This window comes from Emcibacter sp. SYSU 3D8 (assembly GCF_039655875.1).
In the GTDB taxonomy this organism is placed as follows: domain Bacteria; phylum Pseudomonadota; class Alphaproteobacteria; order SMXS01; family SMXS01; genus RI-34.
In genome coordinates this window covers 149768-165600 of sequence record NZ_JBBYXK010000004.1, presented here as the reverse complement: position 1 = coordinate 165600, position 15833 = coordinate 149768, and the positions used below count along the sequence as shown (strand labels likewise).

14 protein-coding genes are annotated in these 15833 nt (G+C 64.2%); 6 read left to right on the top strand and 8 right to left on the bottom strand.

Annotation, left to right across the window (positions count from 1 at the left end; genetic code table 11):
- Positions 1-28: 28 nt before the first annotated feature.
- Positions 29-280, bottom strand: coding sequence for a helix-turn-helix transcriptional regulator (locus tag WJU21_RS14735; RefSeq protein WP_346324211.1), 252 nt, complete (start codon positions 278-280; stop codon positions 29-31).
- Between the two features lie 207 nt (positions 281-487).
- Between WJU21_RS14735 and WJU21_RS14730 the strand changes: the two genes are divergently transcribed.
- Together WJU21_RS14730 and WJU21_RS14725 are read left to right on the top strand one after the other, a co-directional pair.
- On the top strand, positions 488-2302 hold the full coding sequence (locus tag WJU21_RS14730) for a monovalent cation:proton antiporter-2 (CPA2) family protein (protein WP_346324210.1): 1815 nt from the start codon (positions 488-490) through the stop codon (positions 2300-2302).
- 89 nt (positions 2303-2391) lie between these two features.
- Positions 2392-3099, top strand: coding sequence for a hypothetical protein (locus WJU21_RS14725; protein ID WP_346324209.1), 708 nt, complete (start codon positions 2392-2394; stop codon positions 3097-3099).
- Positions 3100-3115: 16 nt separating this feature from the next.
- On the opposite strand, the gene WJU21_RS14720 is transcribed toward WJU21_RS14725, so the two are convergent.
- From WJU21_RS14720 to WJU21_RS14710, 3 genes are all read right to left on the bottom strand, one after another.
- Positions 3116-4006 carry an alpha/beta fold hydrolase gene (locus WJU21_RS14720; RefSeq protein WP_346324208.1) on the bottom strand — a complete coding sequence of 297 codons (891 nt, stop codon included), beginning with the start codon at positions 4004-4006 and terminating at the stop codon, positions 3116-3118.
- Positions 4007-4110: 104 nt separating this feature from the next.
- Complete coding sequence (locus WJU21_RS14715; RefSeq protein WP_346324207.1) at positions 4111-4641, bottom strand: calcium sensor EFh; 531 nt, start codon at positions 4639-4641, stop codon at positions 4111-4113.
- A 73-nt stretch (positions 4642-4714) separates the two neighbouring features.
- A complete protein-coding gene (locus tag WJU21_RS14710; RefSeq protein ID WP_346324206.1) occupies positions 4715-5749 on the bottom strand; it encodes an NADP-dependent oxidoreductase in 1035 nt (344 codons plus the stop codon).
- A 421-nt stretch (positions 5750-6170) separates the two neighbouring features.
- Between WJU21_RS14710 and WJU21_RS14705 the strand changes: the two genes are divergently transcribed.
- Both WJU21_RS14705 and WJU21_RS14700 read left to right on the top strand, forming a co-directional pair.
- Positions 6171-7241, top strand: a complete 1071-nt coding sequence (locus tag WJU21_RS14705) for a histidine kinase dimerization/phosphoacceptor domain -containing protein (RefSeq protein WP_346324205.1) — start codon at positions 6171-6173, stop codon at positions 7239-7241.
- Positions 7242-7250: 9 nt separating this feature from the next.
- Complete coding sequence (locus WJU21_RS14700) at positions 7251-8798, top strand: response regulator (protein WP_346324204.1); 1548 nt, start codon at positions 7251-7253, stop codon at positions 8796-8798.
- Positions 8799-8806: 8 nt separating this feature from the next.
- Here the strand turns inward: WJU21_RS14700 and WJU21_RS14695 are convergent, their stop codons facing one another.
- Both WJU21_RS14695 and WJU21_RS14690 read right to left on the bottom strand, forming a co-directional pair.
- Complete coding sequence (locus WJU21_RS14695) at positions 8807-9844, bottom strand: NADP-dependent oxidoreductase (RefSeq protein WP_346324203.1); 1038 nt, start codon at positions 9842-9844, stop codon at positions 8807-8809.
- Positions 9841-10995: an acyl-CoA dehydrogenase family protein gene (locus WJU21_RS14690; protein ID WP_346324202.1), complete on the bottom strand. Its 1155-nt coding sequence runs from the start codon at positions 10993-10995 to the stop codon at positions 9841-9843. Before WJU21_RS14690 ends, WJU21_RS14695 begins: the two co-directional genes overlap by 4 nt.
- A gap of 145 nt (positions 10996-11140) precedes the next feature.
- Here WJU21_RS14690 and WJU21_RS14685 point away from each other — a divergent pair, with 145 nt between their 5' ends.
- On the top strand, positions 11141-12406 hold the full coding sequence (locus WJU21_RS14685; protein WP_346324201.1) for an MgtC/SapB family protein: 1266 nt from the start codon (positions 11141-11143) through the stop codon (positions 12404-12406).
- Positions 12407-12409: 3 nt separating this feature from the next.
- Here the strand turns inward: WJU21_RS14685 and WJU21_RS14680 are convergent, their stop codons facing one another.
- On the bottom strand, positions 12410-13909 hold the full coding sequence (locus tag WJU21_RS14680) for a CYTH and CHAD domain-containing protein (protein WP_346324200.1): 1500 nt from the start codon (positions 13907-13909) through the stop codon (positions 12410-12412).
- Positions 13910-13911: 2 nt separating this feature from the next.
- Positions 13912-14703, bottom strand: coding sequence for a polyphosphate kinase 2 (gene ppk2 / locus WJU21_RS14675; RefSeq protein ID WP_346324199.1), 792 nt, complete (start codon positions 14701-14703; stop codon positions 13912-13914).
- A 97-nt stretch (positions 14704-14800) separates the two neighbouring features.
- Here ppk2 and WJU21_RS14670 point away from each other — a divergent pair, with 97 nt between their 5' ends.
- Positions 14801-15811, top strand: a complete 1011-nt coding sequence (locus tag WJU21_RS14670; RefSeq protein WP_346324198.1) for an NADP-dependent oxidoreductase — start codon at positions 14801-14803, stop codon at positions 15809-15811.
- Positions 15812-15833 lie beyond the last annotated feature (22 nt).

The following is a 15833-nucleotide window of genomic DNA, read 5'->3' as shown; positions in this document are numbered from 1 at the left end:
CCAGATGGACGAAGGCCGCCAAACATGGCTATCCCCCACTCTTGAAGCGGATACCCCGCCCGCCGCCGGCGCTGACCGCGCCCTCGTCGATGAGTTCGAGACCGGCGACGCCCAGCGCGCCGACCAGTTTCATCAGGGAATCGACATTGCCGCGGATGACGCCGTCGCTCGATTCCATACGCTGGATGGTCGGCACCGACAGACTCGCCAGATCGGCGAGTTGCTGCTGGCTCAACCCGAGCAGGGCGCGGGCCGCCCGCAATTGCGGGGCAGTTATCATGTTCTATACATCATTAAGCATACTCTGGATGTGACATATGGAATTTATATCCCCCTTCGCCATGCATCAACCATCATGCGCTGCGGGCCTGACATGCGCCGGCCGATGCACCAGAAGACGGGCCGCCTCGCAAAACCTTGCGCGGCAAATCCATTCGGTTCGTGTCACCATGTCGCCGCCTGAAATTTCCGAGGCGATGAGAATCTGATGACTGACAGCGTGCTTGTTGAAATCGCCCTGTTCCTGGCCGCCTCGGTGTTCGCCGCACCTATCGCGCGCAAACTGGGCATTGGATCGGTGCTCGGTTACCTGTTTGCCGGCATCGTCATCGGTCCATTCGGGCTGGGCCTGATCTATTCGGTCTATCAGGTCGAGACCATCCTGCATTTCGCCGAGTTCGGTGTGGTGCTGCTGCTGTTCATCATCGGCCTGGAGTTGCGGCCCAAGAGGCTGTGGACCATGCGGATCCCGGTCTTCGGCCTGGGATCGGCGCAGGTGGCGCTGACCGGCGCCGCGCTGGCGGGGCTTGGCGTCCTTGCCGGCCTGCCGTTTCTGACGGCATTGCTGATCGGCCTGACCCTGGCGCTGTCCTCGACGGCCTTCGCCCTGCAGGTGCTGGAGGAGCAGAAGGAACTGAGCGCCCGCCACGGCCGCACCGCCTTCTCGATCCTGCTGTTCCAGGACCTGGCCGCGATCCCGTTGATCGCGTTGCTGCCGCTGTTTGCGCTCGGCGGCGCAGACACGGTCGGCATGTCGACGCTGGATGCGCTCAAGGCCATCGGTTTCATCGCCGTGGTGGTGGTCGGCGGCAGGCTGCTGCTGAACCGGGTATTTCCCCTGATCGCGCGATCCGGCGTGCGCGAGGCCATGACCGCGGCAGCGCTGCTAACCGTGGTGACAGCGGCCCTGCTGATGGAGTTGGGCGGCCTGACCGCGGGCCTGGGCGCGTTCATCGCCGGCGCGCTGCTGGCCGAATCCGATTACCGCCATGAATTGCAAGCCGACATCGCGCCGTTCGAGGGCCTGCTGCTGGGCCTGTTCTTCACCGCCATCGGCATGTCGCTGAACCTGGCGCTTTTCCTGCAGAAGCCGCTGCTGATCCTCGGCCTCGTGCTGCTGCTGCTCGCCGTCAAGGCGCTGGTCCTTTATGGTCTTGGACGCTTCAGCGGCCTGGGTGACCGGCCCTCGCGGCGGCTCGCGCTGGCCATCTCGCAGGGCGGCGAATTTGCTTTCGTCATCCTGACGGCAGCGACCGCCGGGCAGATCATGCCCGCTGAAACCGCGAGCCTGCTGAGCGTGGTTGTCACCCTGTCGATGATGGCGACGCCGCTGCTTCTCAAGCTCGACTCGCTGCTTTCGTCGGCGCAGGAGGCGGCAAGGACGGATTTCGACGACATGCCCGAGCGCGAGCCCGGCTTCGTGGTGATCGCGGGCCTGGGCCGGTTCGGCCAGATCGTTGCCCGTGTGTTGCGGGCGCGCGGCATTCCGTTCACGGCGCTCGATGTCAGTTCGGAGCAGGTCGATTTCGTGCGACGGTTCGGCAACGAGATCTATTATGGCGATGCCTCGCGTCCCGACATCCTGCATGCCGCGCGCGTCGGCGATGCGAAGGCCTTCGTGCTGGCCATCGACGACACCGAGGCCGCGCTCCGAACCGCCCAGATCGTCCGCAGCAGCTTTCCGCATGTGCCGGTATTCGCCCGCGCCCGCGATCGCAACCATGCCCATGCGCTGATGGAACTGGGCGTAACCAGCCTGCGCCGCGAGACCTTCCACTCGGCGCTCAAGCTGACCGAAGACATCCTGCTTGGCCTCGGCCTGTCCCGCGACCGCGCGGAGCGGACGATCGACACCTTCCGCCGCCACGACGAGGAGCGCCTGGCCAACGATTTCGCCCTGGCCGGCGACGAGGAGCGCCTGCGCCAGCGCGCCCGTCTGGCCGCCGTGGAACTGGAACGCCTGTTCACCCAGGACGCCGCCGAACTGGACAAGGGCGAGGCCGAGAAGAAGGCCGCCGAATAGGCGCCGACGCCGCGCGGAACACCCTGCTGCAGGCGGCGTTAGCGCAGCGACAGCCGGCGGATTGCCGGCGCTGATCCCGGGAGACATTGATGTTGCGCAAGCTCGCTGCCCTGATCGTACTGGGTTTCGTCGCCGCGCCAGCGGCCCATGCCGAGGCACCGCGCCTCTACATGGCGCCCGTCGAGGGTATTTTTTCGTTCACGCCCGGACAGCTTGATCTGGCCGGACCATCGGATGTGGGGCCGGTGCTGCGCGCAGGGCCGGCGGACGCGGGCCGGCTGGAGACCTTTCTCGATGCCAACGACGTCACAACCCTGCTGATCGTGCGCGGCAACCGTGTGCTGCGCGAAGTATCGCAGGACGAGGACCTCTATGACGCCAACGGCGTCATCCGGCTGGTCGAGAGCGGCGTGCCCATGGACGAGATCGACGCGCTGCAGGCGCCGGACCGCATCGATATATGGGCGGTCGGCACCTCCATCGACCTCACGGACAGGATCGAGGCCGTTGCAGAAGGCGAGAACATGCGGGGGGCCGGCGCGATCATGCTGAAGCTGACACCCGAAGGCCGCGCCATGGTAACGGCGCTGACCGCCGACAATTCGGGCCGCCAGATCGCCACCCTGCTGGAGCGAAACATCCTGGCCTCGCCAGTGGTGCAGGGGCCGATCGCCAGCGATTCTCTGGCTGTCTCCTTCGCCTCGCCCGAGGACCCTGCGCGCGAGCAATGGGTGATGGAGACACTGCGCGCCCTGGCGCAGGGTCAGGGCCAGGCGTTGCCCGCACCGGGGCAGTAAGCAGCGGCCGCCTGGTTCAGGCCTCAGCCGCCTTTGCATGCCGCCCGATCAGGGTCGCCAAGCGCATGTTGAGTTGCGGCGGCAGGTTGTGCCCCATGCCTTCGATCACCTCGAGAGCGGCGCCGGGAATGAGCCGGGCCGTGTCGTGGCCATGCTCGACCGGAAGCAGCGGATCCTCGCTGCCGTGCAACACCAGGGTCGGTGCCGTGACCCCCGGCAACAGGGCCTCGCGGCCACCCGAGGACAGGATGGCCGCGTAATGCCGGGGCATGCCTTCTGGATAGAATGACCGATCGTAGGTTCTCTCGGAGAAGGCGCGCAGATGTTCTTCGGGAACCGGATAGGCCGGGCTGCCGATGACGCCCGCAAGCATGACCGAATGATCGACGACCGACTTCCTGTCCGTCCCAGCCGGGCGCGTCAGCAGCTTTTCCATGGCCTCGGGCTTGCCCGGCGGCAGGCCGTAGCGGCCACTGGTCGACATGATCGAGGTGAGAGACGCCACCCTTGAGGCATGATGGATAGCGACGAGTTGGGCGATCATGCCGCCCATGCTGGCGCCTACCACATGCGCCCTGCCGATGCCCAGCGCATCGAGCATGCCGACGGCATCGGCCGCCATGTCGCCAAGTAGGTACGGCACCGGCAACGGCTTGCCCGCCATCAGGCCGGCGATGATCTCCTGCACGCCGGGAACCGCCGCGCCGTCGAACTTCTGCGACAGGCCGATATCGCGGTTATCGAACCGGATGACGCGAAAGCCCTGGTCCGCCAGCATGTCGCAGAACATGTCGGGCCACAGCACCATCTGGGCGCCCAGGCCCATGATCAGCAGGATGGCGGGATCGTCCTTCCTGCCCCGTTCGTCATATTCGAGGGAAAGGCCGTTGGCGGTGATCCGGGGCATGGGCTGATACTCCATTAGCTCGCCGCGAGCATGACATGCGCGGCCGGCAAAAGGAAAGGGCGCCCGGCCATGCCGGACGCCCTTCGGTATCCCGGTGCCGCCCGTTATTCGGAAGGCGCCGTGTCGGAATCGTCATCATCATCCGGACCGCCGGGGCCGCCATAACCACCGTGCGGGCCCTTGCCGCGACGGTGCATCTCGTCGGCCGTGATCTTGCCGTCGTTGTTCTTGTCCATCCGGTCGAACTTCCCGGCGCTGGCGAATTCGTCCTTCGTCACCTTGCCGTCATTGTTGGCGTCCAGATGATCGTACATGCGCTTTTCGCGGTTGGCTTTGCGCTCGGCCATCTTCTTCTCGTGGAAAGCCTTCAACTCGTCCTGGGTGACGTTGCCGTCCTTGTTGGCGTCGGCCACCGTAAAGTCAGCGGCGCGCTTGGCTTCGTATTCCGCCTTGCTGACCGACCCGTCCTTGTCCGTATCCAGCTTCTCGAGCATGCGGCCGTGACCGCCACCGTGGCCGCCACCGTGGCCGCGGCCTTCATGGGAACCCGCAAAGGCCGTGCCGACACCGGCGATAGCACCCGTCGTCAGGGCCATGCCGGCCACCAGCGCGGTAATCAGGGCTTTGTTAGCCATCTGTATCTCTCCGTATTGCCTGAACTTGACAGGGGCTTTAACGCACGCACGCGGAAAACCCTTCGCTGGCCTGTCACTGGCCCGGATCGTCGGCGACCTTCACCAGCTGCTTGCCGATGTTGCGGCCCAGGAACTGGCCAAGCGCCGCGTCCGGGTAGGCATCGAATCCCTCGGCAACATCAAGGACTTCCTTGATTTTCCCTGCCTTCAGCAAGGCACCCAGGCGTTTCACGCCTTCGTCAAAGCGGGCGATATAGTCGAAAAAGAAAAAGCCGGCCATGGTGACGCCGCGCATGGCCAGCGCCATGTGGTTCTGCAGGCCGGGGCCCGGCGCGTTGTAGGTTGCAATACCGCCGCAGATCACGATGCGTCCGCCATGGGCCATGTTGGCCAGCGCCGCGTCGAGGATCGCGCCGCCCACATTGTCGAAGAACACATCGATGCCCTCGGGGCACAGCGCCGCCATGCGGGTCATGACGTCCTCGGACTTGTAGTCGATGGCGGCGTCGAAGCCGAGATCATCGGTCAGCATCGTGCATTTCTTCGCGCCGCCCGCAATGCCGATCACCTGGGCGCCGGACAGTTTCGCGAGTTGCCCCGCCACGCTGCCGATAGCGCCCGCCGCGCCGGACACCACCACCGTGTCGCCCGGCAACACATGACCGATGTCGCTCATGCCGAAATAGGCGCAAAGGCCATTCATCCCCAGGGTCGCGAGGCCCGAGGCCAGCGGAAAGCCTTCCGGAATCCGCTGCAGCGCCGTGCCGGTGCGGTCCATGGGTCCAGTGGCCACATAGTCGGCGAACTCCATGAAGCCGGTCACCGCGTCGCCCGGCTTGAAGTCGGGGTGACGCGACTGCACCACCCGACCGGCGACGCCGCCGCACATGGGCGCGCCGACGGGTATCGCCTTGAAACGTTCCTCCATGCCCTTGACCCAGGCATGATTCATGGGATCGCAGGAGAAATAGACACTGCGCACCAGCATCTCGCCGTCGCCGATCTCGGGCACGGTGGTCTCGCAATATTCGAACTGGTCCCGCGTCAGGCCCAGCCCGTTGCCGCCCGCCGCATCCGCGACGACCCATTGCCGGTTCACGTTCGTCATCTTCGTCTCCCCTGTCTGGAAGAGGACCGTACTACATTGTACGCGCGTCTAAAAACCCTCACGTGGCTGGCTTTTGCATCAACGGATCGTCGCTGGTCCCGACGATCCGGTTGATTGCCTGGACAGTGATTTCAAGGCCGCCAAATATATTCCGGCTCCAGACAGGAGCGCGACCGGGCCTTGCACCCTCATTTTTATTTGCGTTTTCATCGTTACTTATACTTTCACTTGCACTTGCACTTGCACTTGCACTTGCAAATACGTCATCAAGACACAATCATCTTTCATGGATTTAATCATTTTCGGATGGTTGCCGCCGATATTCGGGTGTACGCTATTAAACAAAGAGATCTACGATTTCGATCGCATATATCCTTGGGATAATGGGGAGTTACCAGCGCATTGCGGGTAAGGTTTTGTGATGAACGAGGACGTTTTCCAACCTGACACTGGCAAGCATGCACGGACAGAGGCCGCACTTCGGCTGAGCGAGAAATGGTTGCGTCGGGTCATAGACGCTTCTCCCACGGCCATGGTCATGATCAATCCCGCCGGCCTCATGGAACTCGTCAACGCCCAGGCCGAGATCGTCTTCGGGTACAGCCGTGACGAGATGCTGGGCCAGCCGGTCGAGATGCTGGTTCCGGAACGCTTCGGCACCGCGCATCCGGCGCTGCGCAACATGTTCTTCGAGAATCCCCTGTCCCGCCCCATGGGCGCCGACCGCGACCTCTACGCCGTCCGCAAGGACCGCAGCGAGTTTCCCGTCGAGATCGGCCTGAACCCGATCGAAACCGATAGCGGCACCCTGGTCCTGTCGGCGATCGTCGATATCACCGACCGCAAGCAACGCCAGGGCCGCATCGAGGCGGCGCTGCGGGAAAAGGACGTGCTGCTCCGGGAAATTCACCACAGGGTGAAGAACAACCTTCAGGTGATCGACAGCCTGCTGGGCCTGCAATCGGCGATGATCAGCGATCCGATAGTCCAGGAAATCCTTCGGGAAGGCCAGAACCGGGTACGGTCGATGGCGCTGATCCACCAGACCCTCTACCAGTCCAACGACTTCGCCGAGGTGGATTTCGGCCACTTCCTGGAGTCCCTCGTACGGACTCTCGCCAGTTCCTACGGCGTCGACGCCGACCGAATTGCGCTGACAGTGGACGCCGAGACCATAACGCTGCCTATTGACACAGCGATCCCCTGCGGCCTGGCAGTGAACGAAATGGTGTCAAACGCACTCAAGCACGCCTTCCCCAACCAGGCGCAGGGCCAGATCACGATCACCCTGCGGATGGAACAGCCAGGCACCATGGTCGCGGTCACCGTGGCCGACAACGGCGTGGGCCTTCCCGACACGTTCGATATTTCCACGACCCCGACGCTGGGTCTTCAACTCGTCAGCCTGCTGACCGATCAGCTGGCGGGATCGTTCAGCATGCGCAGGTCTCCGGCGACGGAGTTTCTCGTAAAATTTCCCCTAACCAAGTGAGGCCGCCCGATGACACCCTCCCGAATCATGGTGGTGGAAGACGAGCGGATCGTCGCCCTGCACATTCGCCAGCAACTTGAAAAACTGGGATACGAAGTCCCGGCCGTGGTTGCTTCAGGCGAACAGGCGCTCCAGTCCATAGACAGGGACCGGCCCGATCTGATCCTGATGGACATCCGTATCGACGGAAGCATCGACGGGATCGAGACAGCGTCGCGGGTGCCGCCCGAGCACAAGATTCCCGTTGTCTATCTCACGGCATACTCGGAGGAGGCCACGCTCACACGGGCGAAGACAACGGCGCCTTACGGCTATCTGCTGAAGCCGTTCTCCGAGCGGGAGTTGCACGCCACCATCCAGATGGCCCTGGAGCGAAACAAGGCGGAGAAAGCTCGGGAAACCCAGGAGGAGCAGCTTCATCAGTCCCAAAAACTGGAAGCGATCGGTCAACTCGCCGGCGGCGTCGCGCACGACTTCAACAATCTGCTGGCGGTCATCCAGGGCAATCTCGAACTGATGCAGGAGCGCGCACCGAGTCCGGAAATGAGCGAGATGATCCGCGATGCGCTGAAGGCCGCTGGCCGGGGAACCAGCCTGACCCAGCAATTGCTTTCCTATTCCCGGCGCCAGCCGCTGATGCCGCAAATCCTGGAAATCCCGAACCTGGTGACCGAACTCACCAGCCTGCTTCGCCGGCTGCTCGGAGAAACTATCGAGATTCAGACGCGGCTTCCGGACGGGATGTGGAAGATCCGAGCCGACCAGAACCAGCTGGAAAGCGCCCTGATCAATCTGGCCGTGAACGCCCGGGACGCCATGCCGGATGGCGGCACCCTGTCTATCGAGGGGACCAACACCGAAATCGACGGACCACGTCCAGAGCTAACCGGAGACGTCACGCAGGGGCGTTACACATCCATCGCCGTGTCGGATACCGGAACGGGCATGCCCGACGATGTGGCGGAAAGGGCGCTGGAGCCGTTTTACACCACCAAGCCGCAAGGCAAGGGAACCGGCCTCGGCCTCAGCCAGGTGTTCGGCTTCGTCAGGCAATCCGGTGGCGCGATGCATATCACTAGCGCCTTGGGCATTGGAACCAGGGTGGACTTGCTGTTTCCCGCCGTGGATGGGCCGGTTTCGGCGTTGAAGCCCCGTCTAAGCCTGCTGGATTTGCCGATGGCGCAGGCCGGAGAATGCATACTTTTGGTCGAAGACGACGAGATGGTTCGCAGCCTCGTCAGCCGCATCCTCACCTCACTGGGGTATCAGGCCATCGAAGCAGAGGAAGGCCATGAAGCGTGCCAGATCATCGAGAGCACCCGCAGAATCGATCTGATGATCACAGACCTCGTCCTGCCCAAAGGCATGAACGGCGCGGTGCTGGCACGGAACGCCCGGGAACGCCGACCAGACGTCAAGGTGCTCTTCATGTCAGGGTACGCCGCCGATACCATTCAGCAGGCCGAGGACATGTCGGATACCTTCGAGTTGATCCAGAAGCCGTTCACCAAGGTGGCGCTGGCGAACAAGATCCGGGCCATCCTGCACGGCAACTAGTCCGACGGCTAATTCTGCAGATCGTCGCCAATCTTCACGATCTGCTTGCCCATGTTGGCGCCGCTGAACAGGCCGATCAGGGCCTTGGGCGCCATATCGAAGCCCTCGGCGATGTCGACCGTCTCCTTCAGCTTGCCCTCGGCGATCCACTGGCTCATGCGGACCACGCCTTCCGGCCAGCGCGGCATGTAGTCGACGACGAGAAAGCCTTCCATGCGGGCGCGCTTCATGACCAGCTGCATGTAGTTCGCCGGGCCGGGAATGATCTTCGTGTAGCCGGCGATGCCGCCGCACAGGGCGACGCGGGCATTCATCGCCAGATTGGCCAGGCCCGCCTCCATCACCGCGCCGCCGACATTGTCGAAGAACACGTTGACACCGGCCGGCGCCAGCGCGGCGATCCGGTCGAGCACATTCTCGGTCTTGTAGTCGACACAGGCATCGAAACCCAGGGTCTTGACCACCCAGTCGCACTTCTTCGGACCGCCCGCCGTGCCGATCACCCGGCATCCGGCCAGCTTGGCCAACTGACCGACCAGCGAGCCCACCGCACCCGCCGCGCCCGACACCAGGACCGTATCGCCCGGCACCGGCCGGCCGATGTCGAACAGGCCGAAATAGGCAGTGAGGCCGGTCGTGCCCAGCGCGCCCAGCACCGATTGCGGCGCCGCGCCCTTCGGCGGCTTGTTGACGGGCACGCCGTTGCGGTCGACGCCGTTGGAGACGTAGTAGTCCTGCCACCCGAACACGCCGTAGACCAGATCGCCCACCGGATAGTCCGAATTGTTGGATTCGACCACGCGGCCGACCGCGCGGCCGAGCATCACGTCGCCCATGCCCATGGCCGGCATGTAGTCGGCGAGCTGGCGCATCCAGCCCTGCATGGCCGGATCGATCGACAGATACAGCGACCGGACCAGGAACTGGCCGGGGCCGATTTCGGGCCGCGGCGATTCGGCATATTTGAAATGATCCTCGATGACGACCGGGTTGGTTTCCTCGGGCCGGCCGTTCAGCAGCCACTGGCGATTGACGTCGTTCTTCATTTCCGGAATTCCTTGATCAGGTTGCGCGCGATCAACAGCTGCTGAATCTGCGAAGTGCCCTCGTAGATGCGGAAAATGCGCACGTCGCGGTAGAATCGCTCCACCGCATATTCGGACATATAGCCGGCGCCGCCGTGGATCTGCACCGCCCGGTCGGCAACCCGGCCGACCATCTCGGAGGCAAAATATTTGCAGGCGGCGATGTCGCCCACATTGCGGTTGCCGGCGTCATAATTGCGCGCGGCGTCGAGCACCATGCACTGGGCCGCATAGGACTCGGTGCGGCTGTCGGCCAGCATGGCCTGGATCAGCTGGAAATCGGCGATGGCTTGGCCGAACTGCTTGCGGTCGATAGCGTAGCGGACCGATTCCTCGACCAGCCGCTGCGACACGCCGACGCACAGCGCCGAGATGTGCAGGCGGCCGCGGTCCAGCGTCTTCATGGCGGTCTTGAAGCCCTGCCCCGGCACGCCGCCGATCAGGTTTGCGGCGGGAACCCGGCAGTCCTCGAAGATCACGTCGTACACATTGGCGCCGGCCTGGCCCATTTTCCTGTTGGGCTTGCCGACGGTGAGGCCGGGGCTGTTCTTCTCGACGATGAACGCCGACACGCCGCCCGCGCCCTTGTTCGACGGATCGGTGCGCGCCATCAGGGTAAAGATCGAGGCGTCGGCCGCGTTGGTGATATACCGCTTGGTGCCGTTCACCACGTAATCATCGCCGTCGAGGATCGCGGTGGTGCGGATGCTGGCCGCGTCGGAGCCGGCGTCAGGCTCGGTCAGTGCGAATGACGCGACATATTCGCCGGCCGCCACCTTGGGCAGGAAGCGGGCCTTCTGCTCGGGCGTGCCGTCAATGACGATGCCCTGCGAGCCGATGCCGTTGTTGGTACCGATCTTCGAGCGGAATGCGGGCGAGGCCCGGCCCAGTTCCATGATGATGTAGGCCTCTTCCTCGGTGGTCAGGCCCAGGCCGCCATATTCCTCGGGCACGGTCATGCCGTAGAGGCCCATCTCGCGCATTTCCTTGAGGATCTCCGCCGGCACGGCGTTGTCCTCGACAACCCTCTCCTCGGCAGGGATCAGACGTTCGTTGACGAAGCGGCGGATGGTGTCGCGCAGCTGGTTGAAGACTTCCTGGTCGCGGATCATGGCATCTTCCCGGTTTCTTGCTGGGGCCTTGAATGGTTGCGGACGCTTATAATCGGTTCCTCTGACGGCGCAAACCCGGCACCGTTCGTGAAATCATCGCGTTGACCGAATAACATAGCGCCAGCGCCCCCGGAGGTTGCCGACCATGCCCGACTATTCGCCGCTTATCGAACTGGCCATCGCGCTGGGAATTGGACTGATGATCGGTGTGGAACGCGGCTGGACCCAGCGCGACAAGCCGGACTCCGGGCGCATGGCCGGGCTGCGCACCTTCACGGTAACCGGGCTGTTCGGCGGTGTCGCCGCGGCGCTGGCCACCACCTATGGAGTCTGGATAATTGTCGCCATGGGTGCGCTCGTCGGACTGATCGTCGCGGCGGCGTTGGTGCGCATCCCCTTTGAAGCCGGCAATCACGGCATCACCACCGAGATCGCGCTGATCCTGACCTTCGCGCTGGGGGCGCTGGCCGGATCGGGCAGGGAAGAAATCGCCGTGCCCGCCGCCGTCGTCGTGACAATGCTGCTGGCGTTCAAGCCGCCGCTGCACCGATGGGTGGAAAACCTCGAGCAGCCCGAGATTTATGGCGCGGTGCGCCTGCTGGTCATGTCGCTGGTGGTGCTGCCCATACTGCCCAACGAAGGCTTTGGCCCGTGGGCAGCCCTCAATCCCTACGTGATCTGGCTGATGGTCGTGTTGATCTCCGCGCTGTCCTTTGCCGGCTACATGGCGGTGAAATATGCCGGGGCACGCTGGGGCCTGATCGTGACCGGACTGATGGGCGGGCTGGCGTCTTCAACCGCCGTGGCGGTTACCATGGCGCGGCTGGGCAAGGGCGGCGGCGCGGTGCAACCCTCGGCTGCCACTGCCGCCGTCGCCAGTTCGACGGTGGTCTATGTGCGGCTGCTGGTGGTCTCGGCAGCCTTCGCGCCGGTGCTGGCCTGGAAGCTGGCGCCGGTGCTGGGCGCCATGGCGCTGACCGGCGCGGTATGCGTCGCCATCATGTGGCCGCGCGAAACCGCCGCCGGCGGCGGGGGACAGCAGGCCATGGACGACATGAAGCCGTTCAGCCTGGCCACGCCACTCCGCTTCGCCGCCATCCTTGCCGTGGTCATGGTCGCCTCGGCCGGCCTGCAAACATGGCTTGGCGATGCCGGCCTGCTGCTGGTGTCCGCCGTTGCCGGGCTGACCGACGTTGATGCACCGTCCTTGACCGCGGCTGAAAGGGTGGCCGGCGGCATGGAGGCGTCGGTCGGCGCGCTCGCCATTCTCGCCGCCGTGGCGGTCAACATCGTCACCAAGTTCGTCATCGTCGCCTCGATCGGCGGCGCGTCGATGGCCAGACGGGTCGCGCCAGGACTGCTGCTGGCGCTGCCCGTGGGTGTCGCCGTCTGGTGGTTTGTCGCCCATTAGCCGCTAATCGCGCCAGAACGGATCGGCGCCGCACAGGTTGTCCCAGGCCATGGACAGCGCCTTGTCCGAGACATGGCCGCGCTGCTGGTGGAACGTCACCAGGGTGGCGGCGCCCGATGCCAGCGTCTCGTCGCCTTTGGTCAAGTCCATCAGATGACCGCAAAGGTGCTTCGCCACGGTAAGGTCATTGAGCTTGCCGAGCAGCTCGAGCATGGCGGTGAGCGCATCGCGGAACTTCCTGACGTCCTTGCGCGGATAAAGGCTCCGGAAAAACTCGCCCGCGTAGCGGAGCTTCTTGAGCGCGATACGCAGTTCGTGCTTGGCCTCCGAATCGAGATCGTCGAAACCGTCGCCCGCGTCCATCGCCCGGTGATAGAGCCGGTCGAGCAGATGCCCCGCATGATCGGTCATGGGCCGTTGCATGGCTTCGATCTGGTCGCCGCACAGACCGACCCGCCAGCCGGACCGCTCGACCCATCCCGCAAGCCGCAGCGCGAACACGGTATAGGCCGGCGATGTCATGGCGACCCGCGCCTGGGTATATCCGTCGTCGCGCATCCGCAGCGCCTCGTCGTAGAGCGCGCGCAGGCCGCGGTGTTCGGGCCACAATTCCATGACGGGCGGCAGCGTCTCGAGCAGGAACACGTCCCAGTCGCGCGCCGGCCCCAGACAATTGGCCGCCCATTTCGACTGGTCGCGGAACTCCTTGAAGGGCGGCTCGGGAATGAAGTCGCGGAAGAATTGGATCGCCGAGCGCAACCGGCGCAGCGCCACCCGCATCTGGTGCACGCCCTCCGCGTCGCGGCCGTCGAACGCCGACGCCTGGTTGGCCAGCCACTGGCGGATGCAGGCCAGCAGGCTCTCGCGCATGCCATCCTCGAGGGAGACATGATCGGGGAACTCCAGCTTGTCCGCCTTGGCCGACGACGGCGTTGCGTTGTCGGCGAGCCTGTAGCCGCGCGCCGACTTGGAATCCAGGGACAGCTGCAGCGGCAGCATCTCGGCAAGCCGGGCGCCAAGATCGAGAACATCCGCCGTGCTGCCCTCGATCAGCTCCAGTTCCGCCTCGTTGACCGGCAGCACGCGCCCGCCGGCGCGAATGATGCCGGTGTCGAGCGCCAGCTCGATACGGCTCGGATCGGACCGCCAGGCGGGAAAGCAGACGATCATCTTGTTGCGCTCGATCTCGGTCACGAAGACTTCCGCCAGTGCGTCGCAGGCGCCATCCATTTCCGGGGCGAAGGATGCGACCGGCTTCTCCCACTCGCCGCGGGCGAAGCCGCCGTCCGCCTCGGTCTTGACTGTCTGAACGAAGCCGCCGCCGACGCGGCGCACGCGCAGCGACATCCCGCTTTTCAGGAGCTTTCGGCAGGGCGTGTCGTAATAGCGGCTCTCCAGCCGCTTGACCGCCGGCTCCCGGACGACCGACGCCACTTCCGCCACCGCCCGCATCACGTTGGACAGTTCGCCGGGCCGGGCCAGAAGCTTGACTTCGATTTCCATTTTCAGGGCGCTATCAGGCCGCTTTCCACATAGGCAGGGTCGTAGCTGAACACGACAGAGGGATTGGGCCGGATGACCTTAGGCTTCTTTCCCTCGTAATCGAAGCGCGCCAACAGGTCGGAAATCAGGTTGATCCGCGCCGTCTTCTTGTGGTCGGCCTTGACGATGTTCCACGGCGACGCCGGGGTGTGGGTACGCGCCAGCATGTCGTTGCGCGCCTCGCTGTATTCCGTCCACAGCTTGTTGGCCACGGCGTCGATCGGACTGATCTTCCACTGTTTCAGGGGATCCCGCCGCCGCTCCTTCATCCGATGCTTCTGCTCGGCCTTGGAGATGTCCATGTAGTACTTGATCAGCACCACGCCGGAGCGGATCAGCATCTGCTCGAAAAAGCCGACCGTATCACAGAACTCCTCGAGTTCGTCGTCGGTGCAGAAGCCCATGACCCGCTCGACACCGGCACGATTGTACCAGGAGCGGTTGAACAGGACGAACTCTTCGGCTGCCGGCAGATGCGGCACCCAGCGCTGGAAATACCAGACGGATTTTTCTCGCTCGGTGGGCTTGCCGAGCGCGACGACCCGGGTCTCGCGCGGGCTGAGATGTTCGACGACACGTTTGATGACGCCATCCTTGCCGGCCGCGTCGCGCCCTTCGACAATCACCAGCAGTTTGAGGTCGTTGGCGATATTGTGGCGCTGAAGCTTGACCAGTTCGATCTGGAGTTCCTGCAGGCGTTCCTTGTACTCGTCATCGCTGACGAGATGCATTTCGTCCCTGACCGCCTTTGGCATGCGCTGCTGGTCCTTTGTGATGGGGATGATGGTATGGTCGGCCGACCGCAGTATGTCATAGAAACATGCACGGACAATAATCCGCCGGAGACAGACCATGACCATGAATCGCCAGTGGACGCTGAAGCGCCGCCCGCAGGGCGTGCCCCGGGACGACGACTTCGAGCTTGTCGAAGGCCAGGTTCCCGAGCCCGGCGAGGGTGAATTCGTCACCCGCAACCTGATCCTGTCGGTCGACCCGGCCCAGCGCGGCTGGATGGATGAAGGCGGCAACTATTTCCCGCCGATCCCGCTGGGCGCGCCGGTCAGCGCGGGAGTCATCGGCGAAGTGATCGCCTCCCGCAATCCTGATTTCGCCATCGGCGAGCGGCTCTATGCGGTCGGCTCGTGGTCGGAATACTCGCTGCTCGGCTCGGGCTTCGTGTTCCGTAAGCTGCCGGCCGGCGGCGATATTCCGTTGGCCAAGTACAACAGCCTGCTCGGCGGCATGGGCTGCAGCGCGTTGATCGCCCTGCGCGATATCGGCAAACCCAGGGCGGGCGAGACCCTGTTCATCTCGGGCGCTGCCGGCAACATGGGCACCCTGGCCGGCCAGATCGGCAAGATCTTCGGTTGCCGGGTCGTCGGCTCGGCCGGCACCGAGGAGAAATGCCGCTATCTGGAGAATGAGCTGAGCTTCGACGCCACGCTGAACTACCGCACCGCCGGCGACCTGTCCGCCGCCCTGAAGGGGGTGTGCCCGGAAGGCATCGACATCTATTACGACAATGTGGGCGGCCCCATGCTCGAGGCCGTGCTCGACAATATCAAGTTGCATGCCCGCATCGTCATGAACGGCTCCATTGCCGAATACAACGACACCGAGCCGCGCCCCGGTCCGCGCAACCTTTGGAACCTGCTGGTCAAGCGCGCCTTCATCGAGGGCTTTCTGCTGCCCGACTTCGCCGACAAGATCGACGACGCACTTGTGCTGCTCGAGGAGTGGTACCGCGAGGGCAGGCTGGACGCCCGCGAGGATGTACGCACCGACTTCGCACACATGCCGGCTGTCTTCCGCGCGCTGTTCGACGGCTCGAATACCGGCAAGCTGATGGTTAGTCTTGAATGACCTCGGCAGCCCCATGATGCCG

Coding starts and splice junctions, on each gene's coding strand:
- WJU21_RS14705 (WP_346324205.1), top strand. CDS start 6,171: ATGAACGAGGACGTTTTCCAACCTGACACTGGCAAGCATGCACGGACA.
- WJU21_RS14700 (WP_346324204.1), top strand. CDS start 7,251: ATGACACCCTCCCGAATCATGGTGGTGGAAGACGAGCGGATCGTCGCC.
- WJU21_RS14715 (WP_346324207.1), bottom strand. CDS start 4,641: ATGGCTAACAAAGCCCTGATTACCGCGCTGGTGGCCGGCATGGCCCTG.
- WJU21_RS14685 (WP_346324201.1), top strand. CDS start 11,141: ATGCCCGACTATTCGCCGCTTATCGAACTGGCCATCGCGCTGGGAATT.
- WJU21_RS14720 (WP_346324208.1), bottom strand. CDS start 4,006: ATGCCCCGGATCACCGCCAACGGCCTTTCCCTCGAATATGACGAACGG.
- WJU21_RS14670 (WP_346324198.1), top strand. CDS start 14,801: ATGACCATGAATCGCCAGTGGACGCTGAAGCGCCGCCCGCAGGGCGTG.
- WJU21_RS14730 (WP_346324210.1), top strand. CDS start 488: ATGACTGACAGCGTGCTTGTTGAAATCGCCCTGTTCCTGGCCGCCTCG.
- ppk2 (WP_346324199.1), bottom strand. CDS start 14,703: ATGCCAAAGGCGGTCAGGGACGAAATGCATCTCGTCAGCGATGACGAG.
- WJU21_RS14735 (WP_346324211.1), bottom strand. CDS start 280: ATGATAACTGCCCCGCAATTGCGGGCGGCCCGCGCCCTGCTCGGGTTG.
- WJU21_RS14680 (WP_346324200.1), bottom strand. CDS start 13,909: ATGGAAATCGAAGTCAAGCTTCTGGCCCGGCCCGGCGAACTGTCCAAC.
- WJU21_RS14725 (WP_346324209.1), top strand. CDS start 2,392: ATGTTGCGCAAGCTCGCTGCCCTGATCGTACTGGGTTTCGTCGCCGCG.
- WJU21_RS14690 (WP_346324202.1), bottom strand. CDS start 10,995: ATGATCCGCGACCAGGAAGTCTTCAACCAGCTGCGCGACACCATCCGC.
- WJU21_RS14710 (WP_346324206.1), bottom strand. CDS start 5,749: ATGACGAACGTGAACCGGCAATGGGTCGTCGCGGATGCGGCGGGCGGC.
- WJU21_RS14695 (WP_346324203.1), bottom strand. CDS start 9,844: ATGAAGAACGACGTCAATCGCCAGTGGCTGCTGAACGGCCGGCCCGAG.